Genomic DNA, 20,091 nt, shown 5'->3' with positions numbered 1-20,091 from the left:
TTTTATAATAATGTCACCCTTTCAGGATTGTTCGACGGAGATATTCACAGATCAAATTATGTCATTTTTTATAATAATGTCACCTTTCTGGATTGTTCGACGGAGGTATTCACAGATGAAATTATGTCATTTTTTATAATAATGTCACCCTTTCCGGATTGTTCGACGGAGGTATTCACAGATGAAATTATGTCATTTTTTATAATAATGTCACCCTTTCCGGATTGTTCGACGGAGGTATTCACAGATGAAATTATGCCATTTTTTATAATAATGTCACCCTTTCCGGATTGTTCGACAGAGGTCACAGATGAAATTATGTCATTTTTTATAAAAATGTCATCCTTTCAGGATTGTTCGACGGAGGCATCCCAGATCAAATTATGTCATTTTCTATAATAATGTAATCCTTTCAGGATTGCTCGACGGAGGTATTCACAGATGAAATTATGTCATTTTTTATAATAATGTCACCCTTTCCGGATTGTTCGACGGAGGTATTCACAGATCAAATAATGTCATTTTTTATAATAATGTCATCCTTTCAGGATTGTTCGACGGAGGCATCCCAGATCAAATTATGTCATTTTCTATAATAATGGAATCCTTTCAGGATTGCTCGACGGAGGTATTCACAGATGAAATTATGTCATTTTTTATAATAATGTCACCCTTTCCGGATTGTTTTATCGCTGTAAACCGTCCGGAATTATAAATTCAAAGACATTCCAAAGTCCGAAGGACTGATATTATTATAGAAAACATTCACGCTCATTGCGTAAAACCACGAAGTGGTGACATAAAATCTTTGCCATGCCAATTATTTAAACAAAAAAAACAGCGCTGAAACCAGAAGGTAACAGCGCTGTTTTTTATATATTTATTGTCTATCCAAGTCTTACCAAAGCCTCTTTCAAAGTGACAATTTTCGCCTCCGCATCTGCCATTTTTTGTCTTTCTTTTTCAACAACATCAGCATTTGCATTTTGAACGAAACGTTCGTTTGAAAGTTTTTTAGCAACCGAATTCAGGAAACCTTCTGTGTATGCCAGTTCTTTCGTCAGATTTTCACGTTCTGCTTCAACATCAATTTCTCCTTCCAGATTAATGAAAAATTCATCAGAACGAACAAGGAATGACATACCCGGCGCTTGTGCTGTTACAAAATTAATTTCAGCCACGTTGGCAAGTTTTCTTACCAATGCTTCCAAACCTTTGTAAAGTTGAGGTTGCTCCGACTTTACTGCGAGAGGCAATTCAATTTTCGGACTGATATTTTTTGTATTTCTTAAATTCCGAATCGCAGAGATTAATTCAAACAGAATTTCAAATTCTCCTAAAAGATTGGTATCAACTGGACCAACGGTTGGAAAATCAGCAACACAAATACTTTCTTTTTCCTGACGCTCACGAATATTTTGCCAGATTTCTTCTGTGATAAATGGCATATACGGATGCGCCAGACGCATTAATTTATCAAAAAATTCGAGCGTTGCTTCAAAAGTTGCAGCATCAATCGGCTGTTCGAAACCTGGTTTGATCATTTCCAGATACTGAGCGCAGAAATCATCCCAGATCAGTTTGTAAACCGAATTTAGTGAATCGGAAATACGGAATTTATTGAAATGATCCTGAACTTCGGCCAGCGTCTGGTTCAGTTTACTGTCAAACCATTTCACTGCCAAAGCCGAGCCTTCCGGTGTAGAAAGAGACGTATCCACGCTCCATCCTTTTACCAGACGGAAAGCATTCCATATTTTGTTACAAAAATTCCGTCCCTGTTCAACAAGTTTTTCATCATAAGGCAAATCATTCCCGGCCGGGGAACTGAACAACATACCGGTACGAATTCCATCCGCACCATATTTTTCAATCAGATCAATCGGATCAGGGGAATTCCCCAGTGATTTCGACATTTTCCGTCCTTGTTTATCACGGACTATCCCTGTCAGGTAAACATTTTTGAACGGATATGTACCTTTATATTCATACCCGGCAATGATCATACGCGCCACCCAGAAAAATAAAATTTCAGGTGCCGTTACCAGATCATTCGTCGGATAGTAATAATTTATTTCTTCGTTATCCGGCTTCTTGATTCCGTTAAAAACAGAAATCGGCCACAACCAGGAAGAAAACCAGGTATCCAGAACGTCGGCATCCTGTGTCAGATCTTCTTCGGTAAGTGCAAAAAGCTGATACTCGTGCTGGGCAATATGAAGTGCTTCATTTTTTGTTTTAGCAACGATAACCGTTCCGTCCTGCAAGTAAAAAGCCGGAATTCTGTGTCCCCACCAAAGCTGGCGGCTGATATTCCAGTCGCGCACATTCTCCATCCAGTGGCGGTAGGTATTTTTAAATTTTGGTGGAATCAGCTGAATGGTATCATTCATTACATTTTCCAGAGCCGGCTCGCTTAACCGGCTCATTTTCAAAAACCATTGTTCCGAAATTCTCGGTTCAATAACCGCATTGGTACGTTCTGAATGACCAACATTCGATTTATATTCCTCGCTTTTCACCAAATTTCCTGATTCTTCAAGCAGTTTTATAATTTTCTTACGGGCCACAAAACGGTCTTCACCAACCAGAATCTGCGCTTTTTCATTCAGCGTTCCGTCCTCGTTTAAAAGATCGATGATCGCCAGATTATGTTTTTTCCCTAATTCGTAGTCATTGGTATCGTGTGCTGGTGTTACTTTCAATGCACCCGTACCAAATTCCATTTCCACATATTCGTCAGCGATTACATCGATAGCACGGTTGATCAACGGAATAATAACCTGCTTTCCAATCAAACTTTGGTAGCGTGCATCGTTTGGATTGACACAAATTGCTGCATCCGCCATAATTGTTTCCGGACGTGTTGTAGCAATGATAATTCCTTCACCTTCTGCACCGCCAACAAGATTGTAGCGGATATAAACCAGTTTCTGATTTACCTCTTTTGTGATTACTTCTTCATCAGAAACGGTTGTACGCGCCTGCGGATCCCAGTTCACCATACGGTGACCGCGATAAATATCTCCTTTTTTGTAAAGATCAATAAAAACATCAATCACAGAATCATAAAGATCCGGATCCATCGTGAAAGCAGTACGGTCCCAGTCGCAGGATGCACCCAGTTTGCGTAATTGCTGCAAAATTATACCGCCATATTTGTGCGTCCATTCCCAGCAATATTCCAGAAATTCATCTCTCGAAAGATCCCTTTTGTTGATTCCACGTTCTTTCAACATCGCCACCACTTTCGCTTCCGTAGCAATAGACGCATGGTCCGTTCCCGGAACCCAACATGCTTCTTTGCCTTCCATCCGCGCCTTACGGATCAGGATATCCTGAATCGTGTTGTTCAGCATATGCCCCATATGCAAAACACCCGTCACGTTTGGCGGTGGAATTACGATGGTATATGGCTCTTTATCAGGATTTGGTCTGGAATTAAAATATTTGTTTTCGATCCAGTAGCTATACCATTTATCTTCTATCTCTTGTGGCGCGTAGGTTTTGGAGATCATTCTATTTGTAAAATATGGGCGTTAATAACAATTGCAGTCTTAAAAAGATGGCAAGTTATCACTTGAAACCGATATTTTCACGTGATTGATAGCAGATTAATGATTGTCCGGACAATTTTTATGCTTCCGCAGGAGCAATGGGGAGCCAGATAATAAATGTACTTCCATGACCCGGCCTGCTATGCACATTAACCGTTCCTTCATGGGCCTCCACCATTTTCTTGACATAACTAAGTCCGAGACCAAAACCCTTCACATCGTGAACATTGCCGGTTGGAACACGGTAAAAAGTGTCAAAAATACGCTGAATCTGTTCTTTGCTCATACCTAAACCGTGATCGGTTATGGCAATGGAAATTCCGTTATTTTCATTTTCCGTCCTGACTTTCAGATGCAGCTTTTCAGGAGAATATTTGATCGCGTTATCAACAAGGTTATTCAGTACGTTAGAAATATGCAGTTCATCACAGGAAATAATTTCATTGACCGCTTCAAATTCCAGATCAATTTCGCCAGCTTTCTGCTCAATCTGAACGCTTTGGCTGTTTAAAACTTTTTCAATCAGATCATGAATATTGGCCTCGCTCCTTTTCAGTTTCACATGACCTTTGTCCAAAAGTGCCATTTGCAAAACCTTCTCCACATGCGTTCCGAGCCGTTTATTTTCTTCCCGGATAATGCCCAGATAACGCGTCATACGTGGAGAGGCCTCGTTGCCGGCAGACCTTGAATTTTCCTGAGCCATATCTGCCGCCAATGCTATTGTAGAAATCGGCGTTTTAAATTCATGGGTCATGTTGTTGATAAAATCATTCTTGATATCAGAAAGTTTTTTCTGATGAAGTATCGTTGAAACGGCCATATAAAAACAAGCCATAATCACAATGATCAAAATCCCTGAACCGCCAAACATGACGCCCATATTGCTTAGAATATATTTCTGCTGATCGGGGAAAAAGACGAAAAGCAAATTATTCTCCTGCAAAGTTTCATTTGGGAAAAGTGATGCTTTGTATGATCTCTGCTGCCATTCGGAAGATTTTAAACTTGCTGTTGAAAACACCAAACCGTTGTTTGCATTTCCCTGAACAGCAAATTCATAAGAAAGTGTGATACCATTCTGAGCAAGCTCCTTTCTTAATAAGGTATCCAGCAGAAACCGGTTAACACGTTCCTGGATTGGCCTTTTGGTATACATCAGATCTTTCATCACCTCACGAAGCAGATCCGCTCTGTCAAGATCTTTTGCTTTTCCGTTAATCAGTGGTTTGGTTCCTGCAAGCTGCGGCGATCTTCCGATATTCGGATTGATTTTACGATAAGCGATTGGCTGGTTCGTTGTATCCGGTCGCGTGGAATTTTGATTTTTCGAAGTATTTTTCTGATTTGGAAAAGCTTCCTGAAATGCATTGCCAAGTTTCTTTTCCTCATCAAGCCTTCTTCGCATAAATTCATCCATTCCCTCCGCACCAAAACGCTGAGCCTGAAAAAATTCTTCAATTATTTGCTGCTGATGATCAAGTGTAACCCGGAAGTTTGGGCTTAACACATCCGAAGGAGCGGCTTCCGCAAAAAACTGGTAATGGATTTCTCCACCATTTGGATCAATAAAAACCTGGATATTGGGCGGAGGCGAAACCGCAGAAAGTTGTTTTTTATTTCGTTTTCCAGTCGTCTTTTTAACCGGCATTTCTCTAAGCTGCGTGATACGGTTCAGCTTATCCTTTTGTTGCTCCGTTTCAATACGCTGCTGAAGCAGATACATCATTTCCTGTTTTTCGAGACGGTGCACGACTTCCTGTACAGATTCGGCTACTTTTTGGTTAAACTGCTCATTACGGATTGCAATTGCTTCGCGTATCCAGTACCATTGAAAACCAATGAGACCAATAAGCGCGAGGCACATTAAACCGATAATAATCTGAATTTTCCGCTTTGTCATTTTTATTTATTTGTCGATGCACAACTTATGATGCAACACCGGCACTTTTTTCTGCGACATTATTATGTTGAACAAATTTAAGGCTTCCATTCCAGCCGTTTTTGTTTTTAACAAAATTTAACAGCCCGTATTTTAAGTAAAAATTAAATTTGTAATTATCTCAAAAACAAAACAATAAAGCATCATGAGACAAAAATTTCTTTTACGTGCCGCTTTGTCTTTATTCGTTATTACAAGTCTTTCAGGCTTTGAAAAGACTTTCGCGCAATCCGAAAAAGATGATCAGAAGAAAACTTCTATCCGTATTAAAGTAACGGAAGATAAGGATGGAAAATCGAGAACGGTTGAAAAAAATTACGAGTTGCCGGATATGCCGGGACCGGAAAGAGAAAACTTCGTTGACAAAGCGATTGATTCAATGAAACTTGATCCCAATGGTAAAAAACAGGTTACTATAACTGTTGACGACGGCAATGGAAATAAACTTGTTCAGCGTCGTGGGAAAATGCAGAAAAAATCAAAAGATGATCATGAAGAATTCGCATTTAATTTCAGAAATGATGATTTCAAAGATTTGAATTTCAACTTTGATGAATTACGTAACCAGACCAGAAATCTGGAAAGAGAAATTCGTCCGAAGGCAAAAATCATGATACGTGATATGGAAGATTTTGGAAATCGCATGGGTGATCGTGCCAGCAGTTTTTGGAATAATGAAGTGGCAAAATCATCAACGGTCCGGGAGCTGAATGTTTATCCAAACAATCCTGATAATGGTGTTATGAATCTTCGTTTTTACGTTCCTCAAAAGGGCGATGTATTTGTAACGATCTCTGATACAAAGGGAAAAGAAGTTGGCAAAAAGGAAATTAAAGATTTTAGCGGCGAGTTTGTCGGGCAGATTGACATTAAGAAAAATACAAAAGGAACGCTTTTCGTAACGGTTACGCAGAATGAAGACGGAGCTGTGAAGCGTGTAGTTCTTCCCTGATCTTTTGAATAATTTTACCATGGTCCTCTTGATTAGTAATAATTAAGAGGATTTTTTATTGGAAAAAAACGAGATAATTGAACTGACATGTATTAAGTAATTGTAAATTTGCACCCAAACCATCTTTTTCTCCGAAATTTATTTCATTAAGCAATATGCTGAATCTTATACTATTTGGTCCTCCGGGTGCTGGAAAAGGCACACAAAGTGAAAAAATCATAGCACAATACAAGCTCATACACCTGTCTACCGGAGACTTGCTTCGTTCTGAAATTCAGGGCGGCACCGAACTAGGACTTCGCGCAAAAACCTTAATGGATCAGGGATTACTGGTTCCGGATGAAGTTGTGATCGGGATGATCGACAATAAATTAAAAGAACATAAAGGTTGCCCGGGATTTATTTTCGATGGCTTTCCACGCACCGTTGCACAGTCGGAAGCTCTGGATGCTTTGCTTGCCACTTATGGCGAAAGTATTTCTGTGATGGTTGCTCTTGTGGTTGATGACAACGAACTTCTTGCCCGTTTGTTAAACAGAGGAAAAACTTCCGGCCGTCCGGACGACCAGAACGAAGCGCTGATCAGCAAACGAATTCATGAATATAACAGCAAAACAAAACCGGTAGCTGACTATTATCAGGCGCAGGGAAAATATATTGCAATTAATGGTATCGGAGAAATCGAAAAGATTTTTGAAGGAATCACCGAAGCAATTGAACAGGCATAATAAAATGTAGTAAGGGTGTAGGGCACCAAGGTAAAACGTACCTGGTTTCTACACCTTTCTTTCTGTAAGTACAATAAAGTAGTTACACTTCTCACAAATTTAAAAAAAACGGTAGCAGGGCATGGCATCTTCAAACTTTATAGATTACGTAAAAATTAATGTACGCTCAGGCGCTGGTGGCGCGGGAGCTTTACATTTTCGTCGTGAAAAACACGTTGAAAAAGGTGGGCCGGATGGTGGAGACGGAGGCCGCGGTGGGCATGTTATTTTGAAAGGAACAACACAGGTCTGGACACTTTTACATTTAAAATATACCAAACACATCCGCGCTTTTGACGGTAAAGGTGGTGAAGGCGGAAGAAGAAAAGGTGCTGACGGAAAGGATATTTATCTGGAAGTCCCACTAGGAACTATCGCAAGGGATGTGGAAACGGGTGAACAGCTTGTTGAAATCACCGAAGACGGGCAGGAAGTAATTTTGATGAAAGGCGGACGCGGCGGATTGGGAAATGATCATTTTAAATCAGCAACAAACCAGACTCCACAGCATGCACAAACGGGAGATCCGGCCATTGAATCCTGGATTATACTGGAATTAAAGGTATTGGCAGATGTTGGTCTGGTTGGTTTTCCTAATGCGGGAAAGTCTACCCTGCTTTCTGTTGTTTCTGCTGCACGCCCTGAAATCGCAGATTATCCATTTACAACACTTGTTCCGAATTTAGGCGTAGTTGATTACCGTAACTATAAGTCGTTTGTAATGGCTGATATTCCGGGAATTATTGAAGGTGCTTCACAGGGAAAAGGCCTGGGACTAAGATTCCTCCGACATATTGAAAGAAATTCGATTCTTCTTTTCATGGTGCCCGGCGACAGCGAAGATATTGAAGCGGAATATAATACGCTCGTTAATGAACTTCAGTTATATAACCCATCTCTTTTAGATAAAGAACGACTTCTTGCCATTTCAAAAGTTGATATGCTTTTGGAAGAAGAGCGGGAAGAACTTGTCAAAAAATTACCACAAGGAATTTCTACCACTTTTATTTCTTCGTTAACAGGAGAAGGAATTGATCAATTAAAGGACAGAATCTGGGAATTACTCAATGATTCAACAGCCGCTAAATAAATTTCTGAAATATTTTATTTTGAGAGGCAACCTTTTGTACCCACTTTTGTGTCCAATAGGTTAATTCCAATTGATTCCTTTTCCATGAAACACTTTTTACAATTCTTTTTTTGCTTAGGAATAGTGAGCTGTTTATGTTCCTTCACGGCAACAGCACAAATTTCAATAGATTATCCCTCAAACAGAGCTATTTTTCAACGTGATAAAAATAACTTCGCGACGATTTATATCGCTGGAAATTATACACAGATCATAGACCGCGTTGAAGCCAAGCTGACTTCAATTACCGGCGGATCTTCAGTGGACTGGCAACCCATGTCAAATGTTCAGGGGGGAGTGTTTTCCGGGAGCATTGATGCAAAAGGCGGATGGTATCAGCTTGAAGTTCGCGGATGGAATGGAAGCCAGCTTGTGGGTACTGTACCATTGGATCGGGTTGGTGTCGGAGAGGTTTTTATGATTAGTGGCCAGTCAAATGCCGGCCAGATAAATCCGGAGGATTCAAAAGGCATCACCGGCCCAGGCGCCAGTGATGACCGGGTGAATTGTGTTAATTCCAACAATGCAAACAATCCCAATACGGATTTATCCTATCCACAGTTCTCGCATTTAAATGCTGATACCTACATCGCTCCGAGAGGTAATTTCGCATGGTCATGGGGAAAACTTGGAGATTTACTGGCTAGTCGCCTTGGCGTACCGATCTTGTTTTATAACAGTGCCTGGACCGGTTCTGCTGTCAAAAACTGGCGGGAGAGCATAAATGGCACGGCTTATAATATATACAACGGAGCTCCTTATCCAGTCAATGGAGCCCCTTATGGAAACCTTCGTTCTGTTATGCAAACCTATGTACCAATCACAGGTATCCGGGCTATTTTATGGTTACAGGGAGAAGCAGAAAAATTTGCGGGTACATCTGCAAGTTCTTATGCGGCTGACCTGACTAAGGTTATTGAAACCAGTCGGAATGAATCAGGAAAAGGTCTTGCGTGGATGGTCAGCCTGACTTCTTACAGTAATACCACTGGTGTTTATGCCAATGCAATTAATGGCCAGAAACAAGTTATATCCTCTGTCCCTAACGTGTACATGGGGCCTAATACTGATGTAATCCAGATTCCAAGAGACGGAGGACCAGACGGTGTCCATTTTACAGGCAACGGATTAAGCCAGCTGGCAGATGCCTGGAATACGCAGCTCACTGACGCTTTTTTTGCAAGCTCTACGCCATTTAAAGGGGTAAGTCCATTGATAGTTTCTGCTTCATGTGTCGGTAACGGCAATATGAATCTGGCTGTGAATACAGGCGGATATTCTTCGGTTAGGTGGAGCAATGGACAGTCGGCAGGAAATATTCAGGTTGGAAATGGTAATTACAGAGCTCAGGCCCGGGATGCAAATTCAAACATTATATTTTCTCCCGAAGTAAAATTAAACCAGACAATTCAACCCGCTCAGCCAGTTATCACGCTGGAAGGAAGTAATCCTGTGTGTAAAGGAAATACGGCTGTGCTTATTGCAAACACTTCTTCCAACATTCAATGGAATACGGGGGCAACCAGTGACAGGATCAATATTACAGTCGCCGGAGAGTATTCGGTAACAGCCAGGAGTGTTTATGGCTGCCAGTCGACCTCTGCGAAAGTCGCTGTGAATGTGCTGACATCTCCTCTTCCTGATAAACCAAGTATTTCCGCAGCCAGCGCACTTACATTCTGCGACGGAGGTTCGGTTAATCTGAAATCAAGTTCAACTGTTAAAAGTATATGGTCTAACGGATCAAATGATGCCACAATTTCAGTAAGATCATCCGGCGAATATCGTGTAAAGGCGCAGGATAATTTTGGCTGCATGTCTCCTGATTCTGATCCGGTTACTGTGAAGGTAAATGCTTTGCCAGCCAAGCCGGTTATTTCATTAAACCGTTCTCCGTTACTTTGCGAAGGTGAAAACATCACGATGACATCAAATTATGACAGCGGAAATACCTGGAACACAAATTCAACATCAAAATCCATAACTGTTAATGTATCAGGAACTTTTAGTTTGAAACAAAAAGACAGCAATGGCTGTGAGTCAACATCTGATGCCGTTACAACCAAGGTAAATCCACTTCCTGCTACTCCAACAATCACTTCGTTACGCCCTACAACATTCTGCGACCGTGATTATACCACGCTTCGTGGCAGCGAATCATTTGCTTATCAGTGGAGCAACGGTGCAAGCAACCGGGAGGTTGAAATACGAAACTCCGGTGATTATACACTTTCTGCAAAAGATGACAACGGGTGTTTATCACCTCCAACGCCTGCTATCAAAGTAGTAGTAAATCCATTGCCTCCAAAACCAGCCATAACCGCAAGCGGCCCAACCACTTTTTGTGCGGACGCAAGTATCAGCCTTACGGCCAATGATGCAGCCAAATATGTATGGAATACAGGAGCAAGTACGAAAGCGATCACAACCAATACTTCGGGAGATTATTCTGTTAAAACAATCAACGAATTCAGCTGTTATTCTGACCCCTCGGATGCTGTAAGAGTTCAGGTTTTGGCTCTACCGCCAGCTCCGCTGATTCAGGCACTAGGCCCGACTTCGTTTTGTGACGGAGATGCGGTAACATTAAGAGCTTCGAACGGAGATTCGTTTTTCTGGAATACCGGAACGGCAAACAGTTCATTAACCGTTAGCAAATCCGGAAGTTACTCTGCCCGTGTAAAAGATAATCAGGGATGTTTTTCACCCTATTCTACCTCTGTACTGGTGGATGTAAAACCATTACCTTCGAAACCGGAAATTCGTCAGGTTGGAACATATACACTGTTGGCAGAAAATAACATCAATGATGGAAATCACGTTTGGCAGTTTAACGGAGCCAATCTATCCGAAAATGGTGCTACGCTAAAAGCCGTTCAAACAGGACAGTACGTCGTAAACAACACGGTTATTTATAGTCCGGTATTGACATGTTTTTCAGCATTTTCAGATCCTTTCCTGTTTACGATGGATCCGTCAGGCGAAGAAGTCAGTGTTTATCCTAACCCAAGTGATAACGGATCATTTACAATAGAAACAGTTGCTAATCTTAAAAATGCAACGATTCAGGTTTATGATCTTAACGGCCGGTTAATCAGGACTTATCCTGCCCACAATTTTGATGAGCGAAAAACTATTAATCTCGCCCCGCTTGGCAATGGAACTTACATATTGTCAATTAGCGCACAAGACTATAAAAAAGCTAAAAAAATAATGCTCAATCAGTAAAAACTGATCAGTTACAAAAGAGAACAGAAAGCTAGCTTTCTGTTCTCTTTTTTTATTTATTTTCATGTAATTTAGCAACTTGAAATACGTTTTCTTTGGGGAAAGTGTCTTTTCGTAAACACTGAATCGTTATATTTTAATCTTTGACAAGTTATGATAATGCGTTAAATCATAACCACTGATATTTTAATCCAATATTGATTAAATACCCTGAGGATAAAAGAAGTACTTCAAAACCCAAACTTATATTTTAAATTTGCCGGAAGTTCAGCCTCAGACTCACACCATTTACGAACTTGAACACAGGATAATACTTAAACATATACAAATGCTTGATAAATTTTTTACTTCTTATTTTCTTCGGGCCTGGCTGTTTCTTACTTTAATTCCCTTAGGCCTAAGTGCCCAAGTTAAAATTACATCTCCGGTAGAAAGAGCCGTTTATCAGCGTGAAATGAACGGGCAGGCTACCGTATCCGTAACTGGAAATTACACTGTACCTATTGATAAAGTTGAAATTCATGCTGTACCTGCGGCTCCGGGACAGGCTGTTGATGCCTCTTCTGCCTGGACTCTTTTACAAGACAAGCCTACCGGTGGTGTTTTCAGCGGAACGATTCGTCTTTTGGGCGGCTGGTATACGATGGAAGTAAGGGGAATAAAGGACGGAAAGGTTGTAGGGCAACCTTTCACTATATCCAGAATGGGTGTTGGTGAAGTTTTTATAATTGCAGGCCAGTCAAATGCCCAGGGAATTGATTACACCAGTCCGGCCGCTACGGACGACAGAGTGAATTATATCGATCAGGACAATTCGGTAAACTCTCTTACCAACCCTCCATATCCAATATTCAAAAAAGTAGATTCCAATATTAAAACCATGGGCCCGAGAGGAAAAGGAGCCTGGTGTTGGGGAATTCTTGGTGATTTGCTTACCAAAAAACTAAATGTTCCTGTTTTGTTTATTAATACTGCCTGGGAAGGAACAGCAATCAAAAACTGGCAGGAAAGCAGCCAGGGATTGAAAACACAGAATTCATTCGGATTTATATATCCTGAGCAAATGCCTTACGGAAACCTGCGGATATCCATGCAGAATTATGGTAAAGAATTTGGTGTACGCGCCATATTATGGATGCAAGGCGAAACGGATACTTATCCGCTCGCAACAAAATATGAAGATTACAGATCACGTTTACAGGCATTAATAGATAAACTAGGCTCTGATATTGGCGCGAACGTAACCTGGGTTATTGCCCGTACTTCAAGAATAGCCAATGATAATGGCGTATCTGTTACCAGCCAGGATATAATAGGAGCGCAAAATGCTGTTATTAACCGTATTTTCAGCTCTGCCTATCCGGGCCCCGAAACAGATGGGTTATTCCCGCAAAGAGCTGACGGCACCCACTTCGCAGGTACAAACGGTGTTACCATTCTTGGGAATGCATGGAACGATGTACTTTCCAATAATTTCTTTTCAACAGTTAGCCCGCTTTTGTTGACACCTGTTCCAATATTGACCAGTGTTTGTGCACCTAATAATACTTCACTTATTCTTACCCTACCCGAGGGATATTCTTCATATTCCTGGTTGCCGGGAGGTTCGACGGGAAGAACTTTGACAGTAACAAATCCGGGAGAATATAGTGCGTTGGTTAAAGATGCTTCGGGAAATATAGTTCATAGCCAAAAGCTGGTTGTAGCATCATCTATCAAACCTGCAACGCCAACCATTGTTCAGTCAGGATCTCAACAAGCATGCGCAGATTCGGCGTTTACATTTTCTGTAAATGGAAATGATGCTTACAGCTGGTATAAGCAAGGAACCACCACAGTTCTTGCAACAGGTTCTACCTTTGCAGTATCCGAAGCCGGAAGTTTTACAGTAAATAGTCAAAACGTTTTTGGTTGTAAATCTGACAACTCTGCAACAGCATCGTTGATTATCCGTCCGGCACTGCCAAAGCCAACCATTACAAAATCAGGACCATTTACGATCATGGCTTCTGTTTCACAGGCTGGCCTTAATGAGCAATATGACTGGAAAAGAGATGAAAAAGTTTTATTGACGCATACAAATATTATCAAAACCGATACTTCCGGTAAATATGCTGCCCGGGCAAAAGTCACTTACACCTTAGCTAATAACGCTTTGACCTGTTACTCCGCATACTCAGATGCAGAAGAGATTGTTACCAATGAAAAAAACGACGTTGTAATTTTCCCGAATCCCGGATTGGTTGATGAACTTTATATTGAATCAAGGGACAATATGCGCAATGCTGAAATCACGGTTTATGACATTTCAGGACGTGTTGTGATCACTCAGAAACAGGATCTGACGAGTCGCGTTAGAATTCAGGTTAAAAATCTTTCCACCGGGAAATACATCATTCGCGTTAAAAATGACGAGGTAGATCTGAAAAAGCAAATTATGATTAAATAAATATTTTTTCTTTAATATTTACTAAATAGGCTCCGGGTAACCGGAGCTTATTTAGTATGATACTAATTTGGTAAAAGAAAAAGTAAAGAATTTGATTGATAAATTTGCAAAGGCTAATTTTGACAGTAATAAAGGTTTCCCAATTTGCAATCTTCGGGTTGCTGATAGCCAGCCATAAATTGAAATTAAAAATCAATGAATAATAACTATCTTCCTTCGGACTATTTACCCATTATTGTTCAGTTTATTCTGGCAGCAGGGTTCATTGGCGGCACGATGATTGTGACACACTTAATTGGTCCAAGCCGCAAAAGCAAATTGAAAGATGATCCTTTCGAATGCGGAATCCCATCTGTTGGCGATGCAAGAACACCTATTTCAGTGAAGTACTTTCTGATAGCAATTCTGTTTGTGCTTTTTGATGTAGAGGTGATCTTTATGTATCCATGGGCAGTCAATTTTAAACAATTGGGAATGTTTGGGTTCGTAGAAATGTTATTGTTTATGGCGCTGCTTCTTTCCGGATTTTACTATATTATCCGTAAAGGCGTATTGAATTGGGAAGAATAGATTATAAATTATTGTAATCAAAAAGGTTATGAAAGAGGTAACAATAGCGGAAGCACCGCAAGGACATAGCGGATCAGGATTTTTTGCAACATCATTTGACGAAGCAATCGGTCTTGCCCGAAGTTATTCATTATGGCCATTACCATTTGCAACTTCTTGCTGTGGTATTGAATTTATGGCTACAATGGGTGCGCATTATGATATATCACGTTTCGGTTCGGAACGTCCAAGTTTTTCACCACGCCAGGCAGATTTGCTTATGGTGATGGGTACTATTGCTAAAAAAATGGCTCCGGTTGTGAAACAGGTTTATCTTCAAATGGCTGAACCGCGTTGGGTTTTAGCTGTTGGAGCCTGTGCATCTAGCGGTGGGATTTTTGATACATACAGCGTTTTGCAGGGAATTGACCGTATTATTCCGGTTGACATTTATGTACCAGGCTGCCCTCCCCGTCCTGAACAAATCATTGACGGATTGATGGGAATCCAGAAACTGGCGCAAAACGAAAAACTTCGTCGCAGAAACACCGACGAATACCAGGAACTACTAGCATCCTATAATATTCAATAATTACCTATGCTAAGCAATCAGGAAGTAGCCGAAGAGCTATTAGGGAAATTTGGTGATCAGGTGTTTGACTTTGAGGAGCCTTATGGAATGCTGACACTCTCGACAACCCGGGAACAAATTATTCCGGTCCTTGAATATTTGAATAAGCATAAAAACTATCAGATAAACTTTCTAACAGATTTGACAGGTGTCCATTATCCTGACAATACGGGTAAGGAGTTTGCTGTGGTTTATCACGCGCATAGCTTCGTCCATAATTTCAGGATCCGTATCAAAGTTTTCATTGCAGAAGCAGATATTCATATTCCAACAGCAACGGTGCTGTATGCCTGTGCAAACTGGATGGAACGTGAAACCTATGATTTCTTCGGAATTCTTTTTGACGGACATCCTAATCTTGTACGTATCCTGAACATTGAGGAAATGGATTATTTCCCGATGCGTAAAGAATATGCATTGGAAGATGCTACCCGTGAGGATAAAATTGATGCGCTTTTTGGTCGATGACCCTACCTATCAGGAAAAGAGTAAGCTATGGCAGATATCGAATTATTACCGCATAATGTTCCTTCTCAATCAGAATTACCTGAATTGATCGAGGAACTTACAACCCTTAACCTTGGCCCTACCCACCCGGCAACCCACGGTATTTTTCAGAATATCCTGCAAATGGATGGTGAAAAGATCGTTTCCGGTGAGCAGACCATTGGTTATATTCACAGAGCTTTCGAAAAAATTGCTGAAAGACGTCCGTACTATCAGCTGACTACACTTACAGACCGCATGAACTATTGCTCGTCGCCAATCAATAATTTTGGATGGCATATGACGATGGAAAAGTTCCTGCAGATAGAAGTTCCGAAACGTGCGCAATACATCCGCGTGATCATGATGGAACTTGCCCGTATTTCTGATCATTTGATCTGTAATAGTATTCTGGGTGTGGATTCAGGTGCGTTTTCAGGATTCCTTTACGTGATGCAAAAACGTGAAGATATTTATGAGATCTACGAAGAAGTCTGCGGTGCTCGTTTGACAACAAACATGGGCCGTATCGGTGGTATGGAACGCGATTTGTCAAGTACGGCAATCCGTAAGATCCGTGAATTTATTAAAAGCTTTCCTCCCGTTCTAAGTGAATTTGACAAGTTGATGAGCCGTAACCGTATTTTTATGGACCGGGTTATCAATGTTGGACCAATTTCTTTGGAACGCGCACTCTCCTACGGCTTTACGGGACCAAATCTTCGTGCTGCGGGACTGGATTATGACGTACGTGTCATGAATCCATATTCTTCTTACGAAGATTTCGATTTCAGCATTCCAATCGGACAAAGTGGTGATACTTTTGATCGCTACAATGTGCGTATGGAAGAAATGTGGCAAAGTCTGAAAATTATCGAGCAGGCTTTGGAAAATCTGCCGGAAGGACCCTATTTCGCTGATACTCCTGAATATTATTTGCCTGCTAAAAAAGAGGTTTACAGCAATATGGAAGCGCTTATCTACCATTTCAAAATCGTTATGGGAGAAATAGATGCGCCAATTGGTGAAGTTTACCATGCTGTGGAAGGTGGAAACGGAGAACTTGGATTCTATTTGATCAGTGACGGTGGAAGAGCACCTTATCGTTTGCATTTCCGTCGCCCTAGTTTTATATATTATCAGGCCTATCCTGAAATGTGCAAAGGAAGCACACTTTCAGATGCTATTCTTACCATGAGTAGCCTGAACGTTATTGCAGGAGAACTGGACGCATAAAATCAGATTGATTATTTGATTTTCAAAAGATCGCATTAGAAATGACTGAAACACCAAATCCCGTTGCGTTTACCCCGGAACGACTTGCGAAAGTAAAAGAAGTTATAGCCCGTTACCCGGAAGGCCGCCAAAAATCGGCCTTACTCCCTGTTCTACACATTGCCCAGGAACAATGGGGATGGGTAAGCAGCGAAGTGATGGATCACGTAGCTGAAATATTGAGTATAGAGCCAGTTGAGGTTTATGAGGTAGCTTCGTTTTACACGATGTATCACCTTGACCCGGTGGGAAAACATGTGATTGAATATTGCCGTACTGGCCCTTGCTGCCTGATGGGCGGTGAAGAAATATATGATTATCTGAAACAAAAATTGGGAATCCAGGCTGGACAAACTACTGCGGATGGTTTATTTACGATCAAAGAAGTAGAATGTCTTGCAGCTTGCGGCTGGGGACCGGTTTTCCAGATCCGTGAGCAGTTCTATATGAACCTGACCCGCGAACGTGTTGATGAGATCATCGAAGAATTGAGTAAATAAGCCTTTTTATAAGCTGAAAATATTACCCTGAAAATGGCTAGAAAAATATTGACGGAGCATATCAATGTTCCAGGTATTGAAACCTTTGAGGTATATCGCAAACAAGGCGGTTATGCTGCTGTTGAAAAAGCGATAAAAACCATGTCCTCAGAAGAGGTTGTGGAAGAAGCTAAGAAATCCGGGATACGTGGACGTGGTGGTGCAGGATTTCCAATGGGAATGAAGTGGGGCTTTTTGGCGAAACCGGAAGGTGTTCCCCGTTATTTAGTTTGTAATGCTGATGAATCAGAGCCTGGTACTTTCAAAGATCACCACCTGATGAAATCGATTCCCCACTTGCTTATTGAAGGCATGATCGTTTCCAGCTATGCTTTGGGAGCGAATAAGTCTTTTATATATGTTCGTGGCGAACTTATGTATGTGATCAGAATCCTTGAAAAAGCCATTGAAGAAGCAAAAGCAAATGGTTTTCTTGGTAAAAATATATTAGGGAGCGGTTACGACCTAGAACTTGTGGTTCAGCCAGGAGGCGGTGCCTACATTTGTGGTGAAGAAACTGCTTTGCTTGAATCTTTAGAAGGTAAAAGAGGAAATCCTCGTAACAAACCACCATTTCCTGCGGTGAAAGGTTTATATCAGAGCCCAACCGTAGTTAATAATGTTGAATCCATTGCCAATATGCCCTGGGTTATCAACAATGGCGGTGATGCTTATGCTGCCATCGGAATTGGAAGAAGTACCGGAACAAAACTTATTTCTGCTTCCGGACACATCCAGAAACCAGGCGTTTATGAAATTGAATTAGGACTGAGTGTTGATGAATTCCTTAATTCGGATGAATATTGCGGAGGTATCCGTAAAGGACATTACTTGAAAGCATTGGTTGCGGGAGGTTCGTCAGTACCGATTTTACCTGCACATTTGATTACAAAAACCGCAGCCGGCGAAGACCGTTTGATGAGCTACGAATCTTTATCGGATGGTGGTTTCGCTACAGGTACCATGTTAGGTTCAGGCGGTTTTATTGTTTTTGATGAAACAGCTTGTATCGTTCGTAATACCTGGAATTTCTCCCGTTTTTATCACCACGAATCTTGCGGACAATGCAGTCCTTGCCGCGAAGGTACTGGCTGGATGGAGAAAGTACTTCACCGTATCGAACATGGTCACGGAAGCTTGCATGATATTGATCTGCTGGTTGATGTTGCTAAAAAGATTGAAGGAAATACAATTTGCCCATTGGGTGACGCAGCTGCATGGCCAATCGCCAGCGCCATCCGTCATTTCCGTGAGGAATTTGAATGGCATATCAACAGTCCAAAAGAAGCTACCCAACCGGGAGCTGTATTTATGGGTGCGGTACTAGCCTAAATATTAAGAGGTTCAGAAAGATCCCGAAGTTTTTAAATCATTTTAAAAGAAAGCGGGATCAGATATATAGATTTAAGTTACTAAGACGATTATTGAAGTCTTGATATGGAAGAAGTAAAACCTCAGTTAATAAAAATAACTTTCGACGGCATTGAGGTCGAAGTGGAACCGGGAACTACCATCATGCAGGCGGCACGTAAAATTGCCGAAGCAGATGAGAGCCAGGGACATTTGGTACCTCCTGCCATGTGTTATTACAAACCGCTTCCGACATCGGGTGGTAAATGCCGTGCTTGTTTGGTTCGCGTTGCCGCTGGTTCTGCAAAAGATCCGCGTCCAATGCCTAAGCTGGTTCCGTCATGTATCACACAGGTTCAGGAAGGTATGATCGTTGAAAATACGACCAATCCGGCCGTGCTTGATACACGTAAAAGTATTGTTGAATTCTTGTTGATCAACCACCCGCTTGACTGTCCGGTATGTGACCAAGCTGGAGAATGTCATCTTCAGGATTTCTCTTTTGAGCACGGATCTGTAAAAACACGTTACGAAGAAGACCGCAGAACTTTTGACAAAATAGATATCGGACCATTCGTTCAGCTTCACATGACACGTTGCATTCTGTGCTACCGTTGTGTTTATACTGCTGATCAGATTACCGACAAACGTGTTCATGGTGTGATGAACCGCGGGGATGCTTCTGAAATCAGTACCTATATCGAAAAAGCAATTGATAATGATTTCTCAGGAAACGTGATCGATGTTTGTCCGGTTGGTGCGTTAACTGACAAAACATATCGTTTCAAAAGCCGTGTATGGTTTTCAAAACCGGAAGATGCACATTGCGATTGCGATAAATGCAGTGGAAAAGTTACGCTTTGGTATCGTGGAGACGAAGTGATCCGCGTTACGGCCCGCAAAAATATGTGGGGCGAAGTGAACGAGTTCATTTGCAACAAATGCCGTTTTGAACGTAAAAAAACCAGCGATTGGGTTATTGAAGGTCCAACAAAGGTGAAACGTAGTTCGGTAATTTCTGCAAACAAGTATCGTAAAGATCTCATTGCAAAACCTGATTTTGCACTTAAACTTGCCGCAACGCAGTTTAAACCAATTGACGACGAACGCGAATACACAACAGACAGCGAGACAATCCGTCATCAAAGCATAGAAAATAATGATAAAGCAAATCATCGTTCGCTATTAACCGATAACAGGAATTAATTTCTGCCATCAATATTTAACTGTGAGGTAA

General features: G+C 41.3%; 14 protein-coding genes. 12 read left to right on the top strand and 2 right to left on the bottom strand.

All coding sequences use genetic code 11. The features are described 5' to 3' along the window. Positions 1-887 precede the first annotated feature (887 nt). Positions 888-3,518: a valine--tRNA ligase gene (locus LXL81_RS12400; protein ID WP_234647106.1), complete on the bottom strand. Its 2,631-nt coding sequence runs from the start codon at positions 3,516-3,518 to the stop codon at positions 888-890. A 118-nt stretch (positions 3,519-3,636) separates the two neighbouring features. Then, positions 3,637-5,460 carry a sensor histidine kinase KdpD gene (locus tag LXL81_RS12395; RefSeq protein WP_234647105.1) on the bottom strand — a complete coding sequence of 608 codons (1,824 nt, stop codon included), beginning with the start codon at positions 5,458-5,460 and terminating at the stop codon, positions 3,637-3,639. A gap of 184 nt (positions 5,461-5,644) precedes the next feature. On the opposite strand from LXL81_RS12395, the gene LXL81_RS12390 reads away from it, so the two are divergent. The 12 genes from LXL81_RS12390 to LXL81_RS12335 all read left to right on the top strand — a co-directional run bounded on the left by LXL81_RS12390 (position 5,645) and on the right by LXL81_RS12335 (position 20,060). After that, on the top strand, positions 5,645-6,451 hold the full coding sequence (locus tag LXL81_RS12390; RefSeq protein WP_234647104.1) for a T9SS type A sorting domain-containing protein: 807 nt from the start codon (positions 5,645-5,647) through the stop codon (positions 6,449-6,451). 155 nt (positions 6,452-6,606) lie between these two features. Further along, entirely contained in the window at positions 6,607-7,179 is a 573-nt protein-coding gene (locus LXL81_RS12385; RefSeq protein ID WP_234647103.1) for an adenylate kinase, read from the top strand. A 121-nt stretch (positions 7,180-7,300) separates the two neighbouring features. Beyond that, positions 7,301-8,308: a GTPase ObgE gene (obgE, locus tag LXL81_RS12380; protein WP_234647102.1), complete on the top strand. Its 1,008-nt coding sequence runs from the start codon at positions 7,301-7,303 to the stop codon at positions 8,306-8,308. A gap of 84 nt (positions 8,309-8,392) precedes the next feature. Next, positions 8,393-11,575 carry a T9SS type A sorting domain-containing protein gene (locus LXL81_RS12375; protein ID WP_234647101.1) on the top strand — a complete coding sequence of 1,061 codons (3,183 nt, stop codon included), beginning with the start codon at positions 8,393-8,395 and terminating at the stop codon, positions 11,573-11,575. 328 nt (positions 11,576-11,903) lie between these two features. Then, positions 11,904-14,024, top strand: coding sequence for a sialate O-acetylesterase (locus tag LXL81_RS12370; RefSeq protein WP_234647100.1), 2,121 nt, complete (start codon positions 11,904-11,906; stop codon positions 14,022-14,024). A 195-nt stretch (positions 14,025-14,219) separates the two neighbouring features. Further along, complete coding sequence (locus LXL81_RS12365) at positions 14,220-14,594, top strand: NADH-quinone oxidoreductase subunit A (protein ID WP_234647099.1); 375 nt, start codon at positions 14,220-14,222, stop codon at positions 14,592-14,594. Between the two features lie 28 nt (positions 14,595-14,622). Continuing rightward, entirely contained in the window at positions 14,623-15,165 is a 543-nt protein-coding gene (locus LXL81_RS12360; RefSeq protein ID WP_137338216.1) for an NADH-quinone oxidoreductase subunit B, read from the top strand. A 6-nt stretch (positions 15,166-15,171) separates the two neighbouring features. Then, entirely contained in the window at positions 15,172-15,672 is a 501-nt protein-coding gene (locus LXL81_RS12355; RefSeq protein ID WP_234647098.1) for an NADH-quinone oxidoreductase subunit C, read from the top strand. A gap of 27 nt (positions 15,673-15,699) precedes the next feature. Next, positions 15,700-16,926: an NADH dehydrogenase (quinone) subunit D gene (gene nuoD, locus LXL81_RS12350; RefSeq protein WP_234647097.1), complete on the top strand. Its 1,227-nt coding sequence runs from the start codon at positions 15,700-15,702 to the stop codon at positions 16,924-16,926. A 41-nt stretch (positions 16,927-16,967) separates the two neighbouring features. Continuing rightward, positions 16,968-17,465, top strand: coding sequence for an NADH-quinone oxidoreductase subunit NuoE (gene nuoE, locus LXL81_RS12345; protein ID WP_234647096.1), 498 nt, complete (start codon positions 16,968-16,970; stop codon positions 17,463-17,465). A gap of 33 nt (positions 17,466-17,498) precedes the next feature. Further along, a complete protein-coding gene (gene nuoF, locus LXL81_RS12340; RefSeq protein WP_234647095.1) occupies positions 17,499-18,836 on the top strand; it encodes an NADH-quinone oxidoreductase subunit NuoF in 1,338 nt (445 codons plus the stop codon). 105 nt (positions 18,837-18,941) lie between these two features. Continuing rightward, a complete protein-coding gene (locus LXL81_RS12335) occupies positions 18,942-20,060 on the top strand; it encodes a 2Fe-2S iron-sulfur cluster-binding protein (protein ID WP_234647094.1) in 1,119 nt (372 codons plus the stop codon). Positions 20,061-20,091 lie beyond the last annotated feature (31 nt).

The sequence above is a fragment of the Dyadobacter sp. CY356 genome, from assembly GCF_021440195.1.
Lineage (GTDB): Bacteria > Bacteroidota > Bacteroidia > Cytophagales > Spirosomataceae > Dyadobacter.
This window is presented reverse-complemented; position numbering and strand designations above follow the sequence as displayed.

Excerpts from the sequence above, each read along its gene's own strand:
- LXL81_RS12400 (WP_234647106.1), bottom strand. The coding sequence starts at position 3,518 with ATGATCTCCAAAACCTACGCGCCACAAGAGATAGAAGATAAATGGTAT.
- LXL81_RS12395 (WP_234647105.1), bottom strand. The coding sequence starts at position 5,460 with ATGACAAAGCGGAAAATTCAGATTATTATCGGTTTAATGTGCCTCGCG.
- LXL81_RS12390 (WP_234647104.1), top strand. The coding sequence starts at position 5,645 with ATGAGACAAAAATTTCTTTTACGTGCCGCTTTGTCTTTATTCGTTATT.
- LXL81_RS12385 (WP_234647103.1), top strand. The coding sequence starts at position 6,607 with ATGCTGAATCTTATACTATTTGGTCCTCCGGGTGCTGGAAAAGGCACA.
- obgE (WP_234647102.1), top strand. The coding sequence starts at position 7,301 with ATGGCATCTTCAAACTTTATAGATTACGTAAAAATTAATGTACGCTCA.
- LXL81_RS12375 (WP_234647101.1), top strand. The coding sequence starts at position 8,393 with ATGAAACACTTTTTACAATTCTTTTTTTGCTTAGGAATAGTGAGCTGT.
- LXL81_RS12370 (WP_234647100.1), top strand. The coding sequence starts at position 11,904 with ATGCTTGATAAATTTTTTACTTCTTATTTTCTTCGGGCCTGGCTGTTT.
- LXL81_RS12365 (WP_234647099.1), top strand. The coding sequence starts at position 14,220 with ATGAATAATAACTATCTTCCTTCGGACTATTTACCCATTATTGTTCAG.
- LXL81_RS12360 (WP_137338216.1), top strand. The coding sequence starts at position 14,623 with ATGAAAGAGGTAACAATAGCGGAAGCACCGCAAGGACATAGCGGATCA.
- LXL81_RS12355 (WP_234647098.1), top strand. The coding sequence starts at position 15,172 with ATGCTAAGCAATCAGGAAGTAGCCGAAGAGCTATTAGGGAAATTTGGT.
- nuoD (WP_234647097.1), top strand. The coding sequence starts at position 15,700 with ATGGCAGATATCGAATTATTACCGCATAATGTTCCTTCTCAATCAGAA.
- nuoE (WP_234647096.1), top strand. The coding sequence starts at position 16,968 with ATGACTGAAACACCAAATCCCGTTGCGTTTACCCCGGAACGACTTGCG.
- nuoF (WP_234647095.1), top strand. The coding sequence starts at position 17,499 with ATGGCTAGAAAAATATTGACGGAGCATATCAATGTTCCAGGTATTGAA.
- LXL81_RS12335 (WP_234647094.1), top strand. The coding sequence starts at position 18,942 with ATGGAAGAAGTAAAACCTCAGTTAATAAAAATAACTTTCGACGGCATT.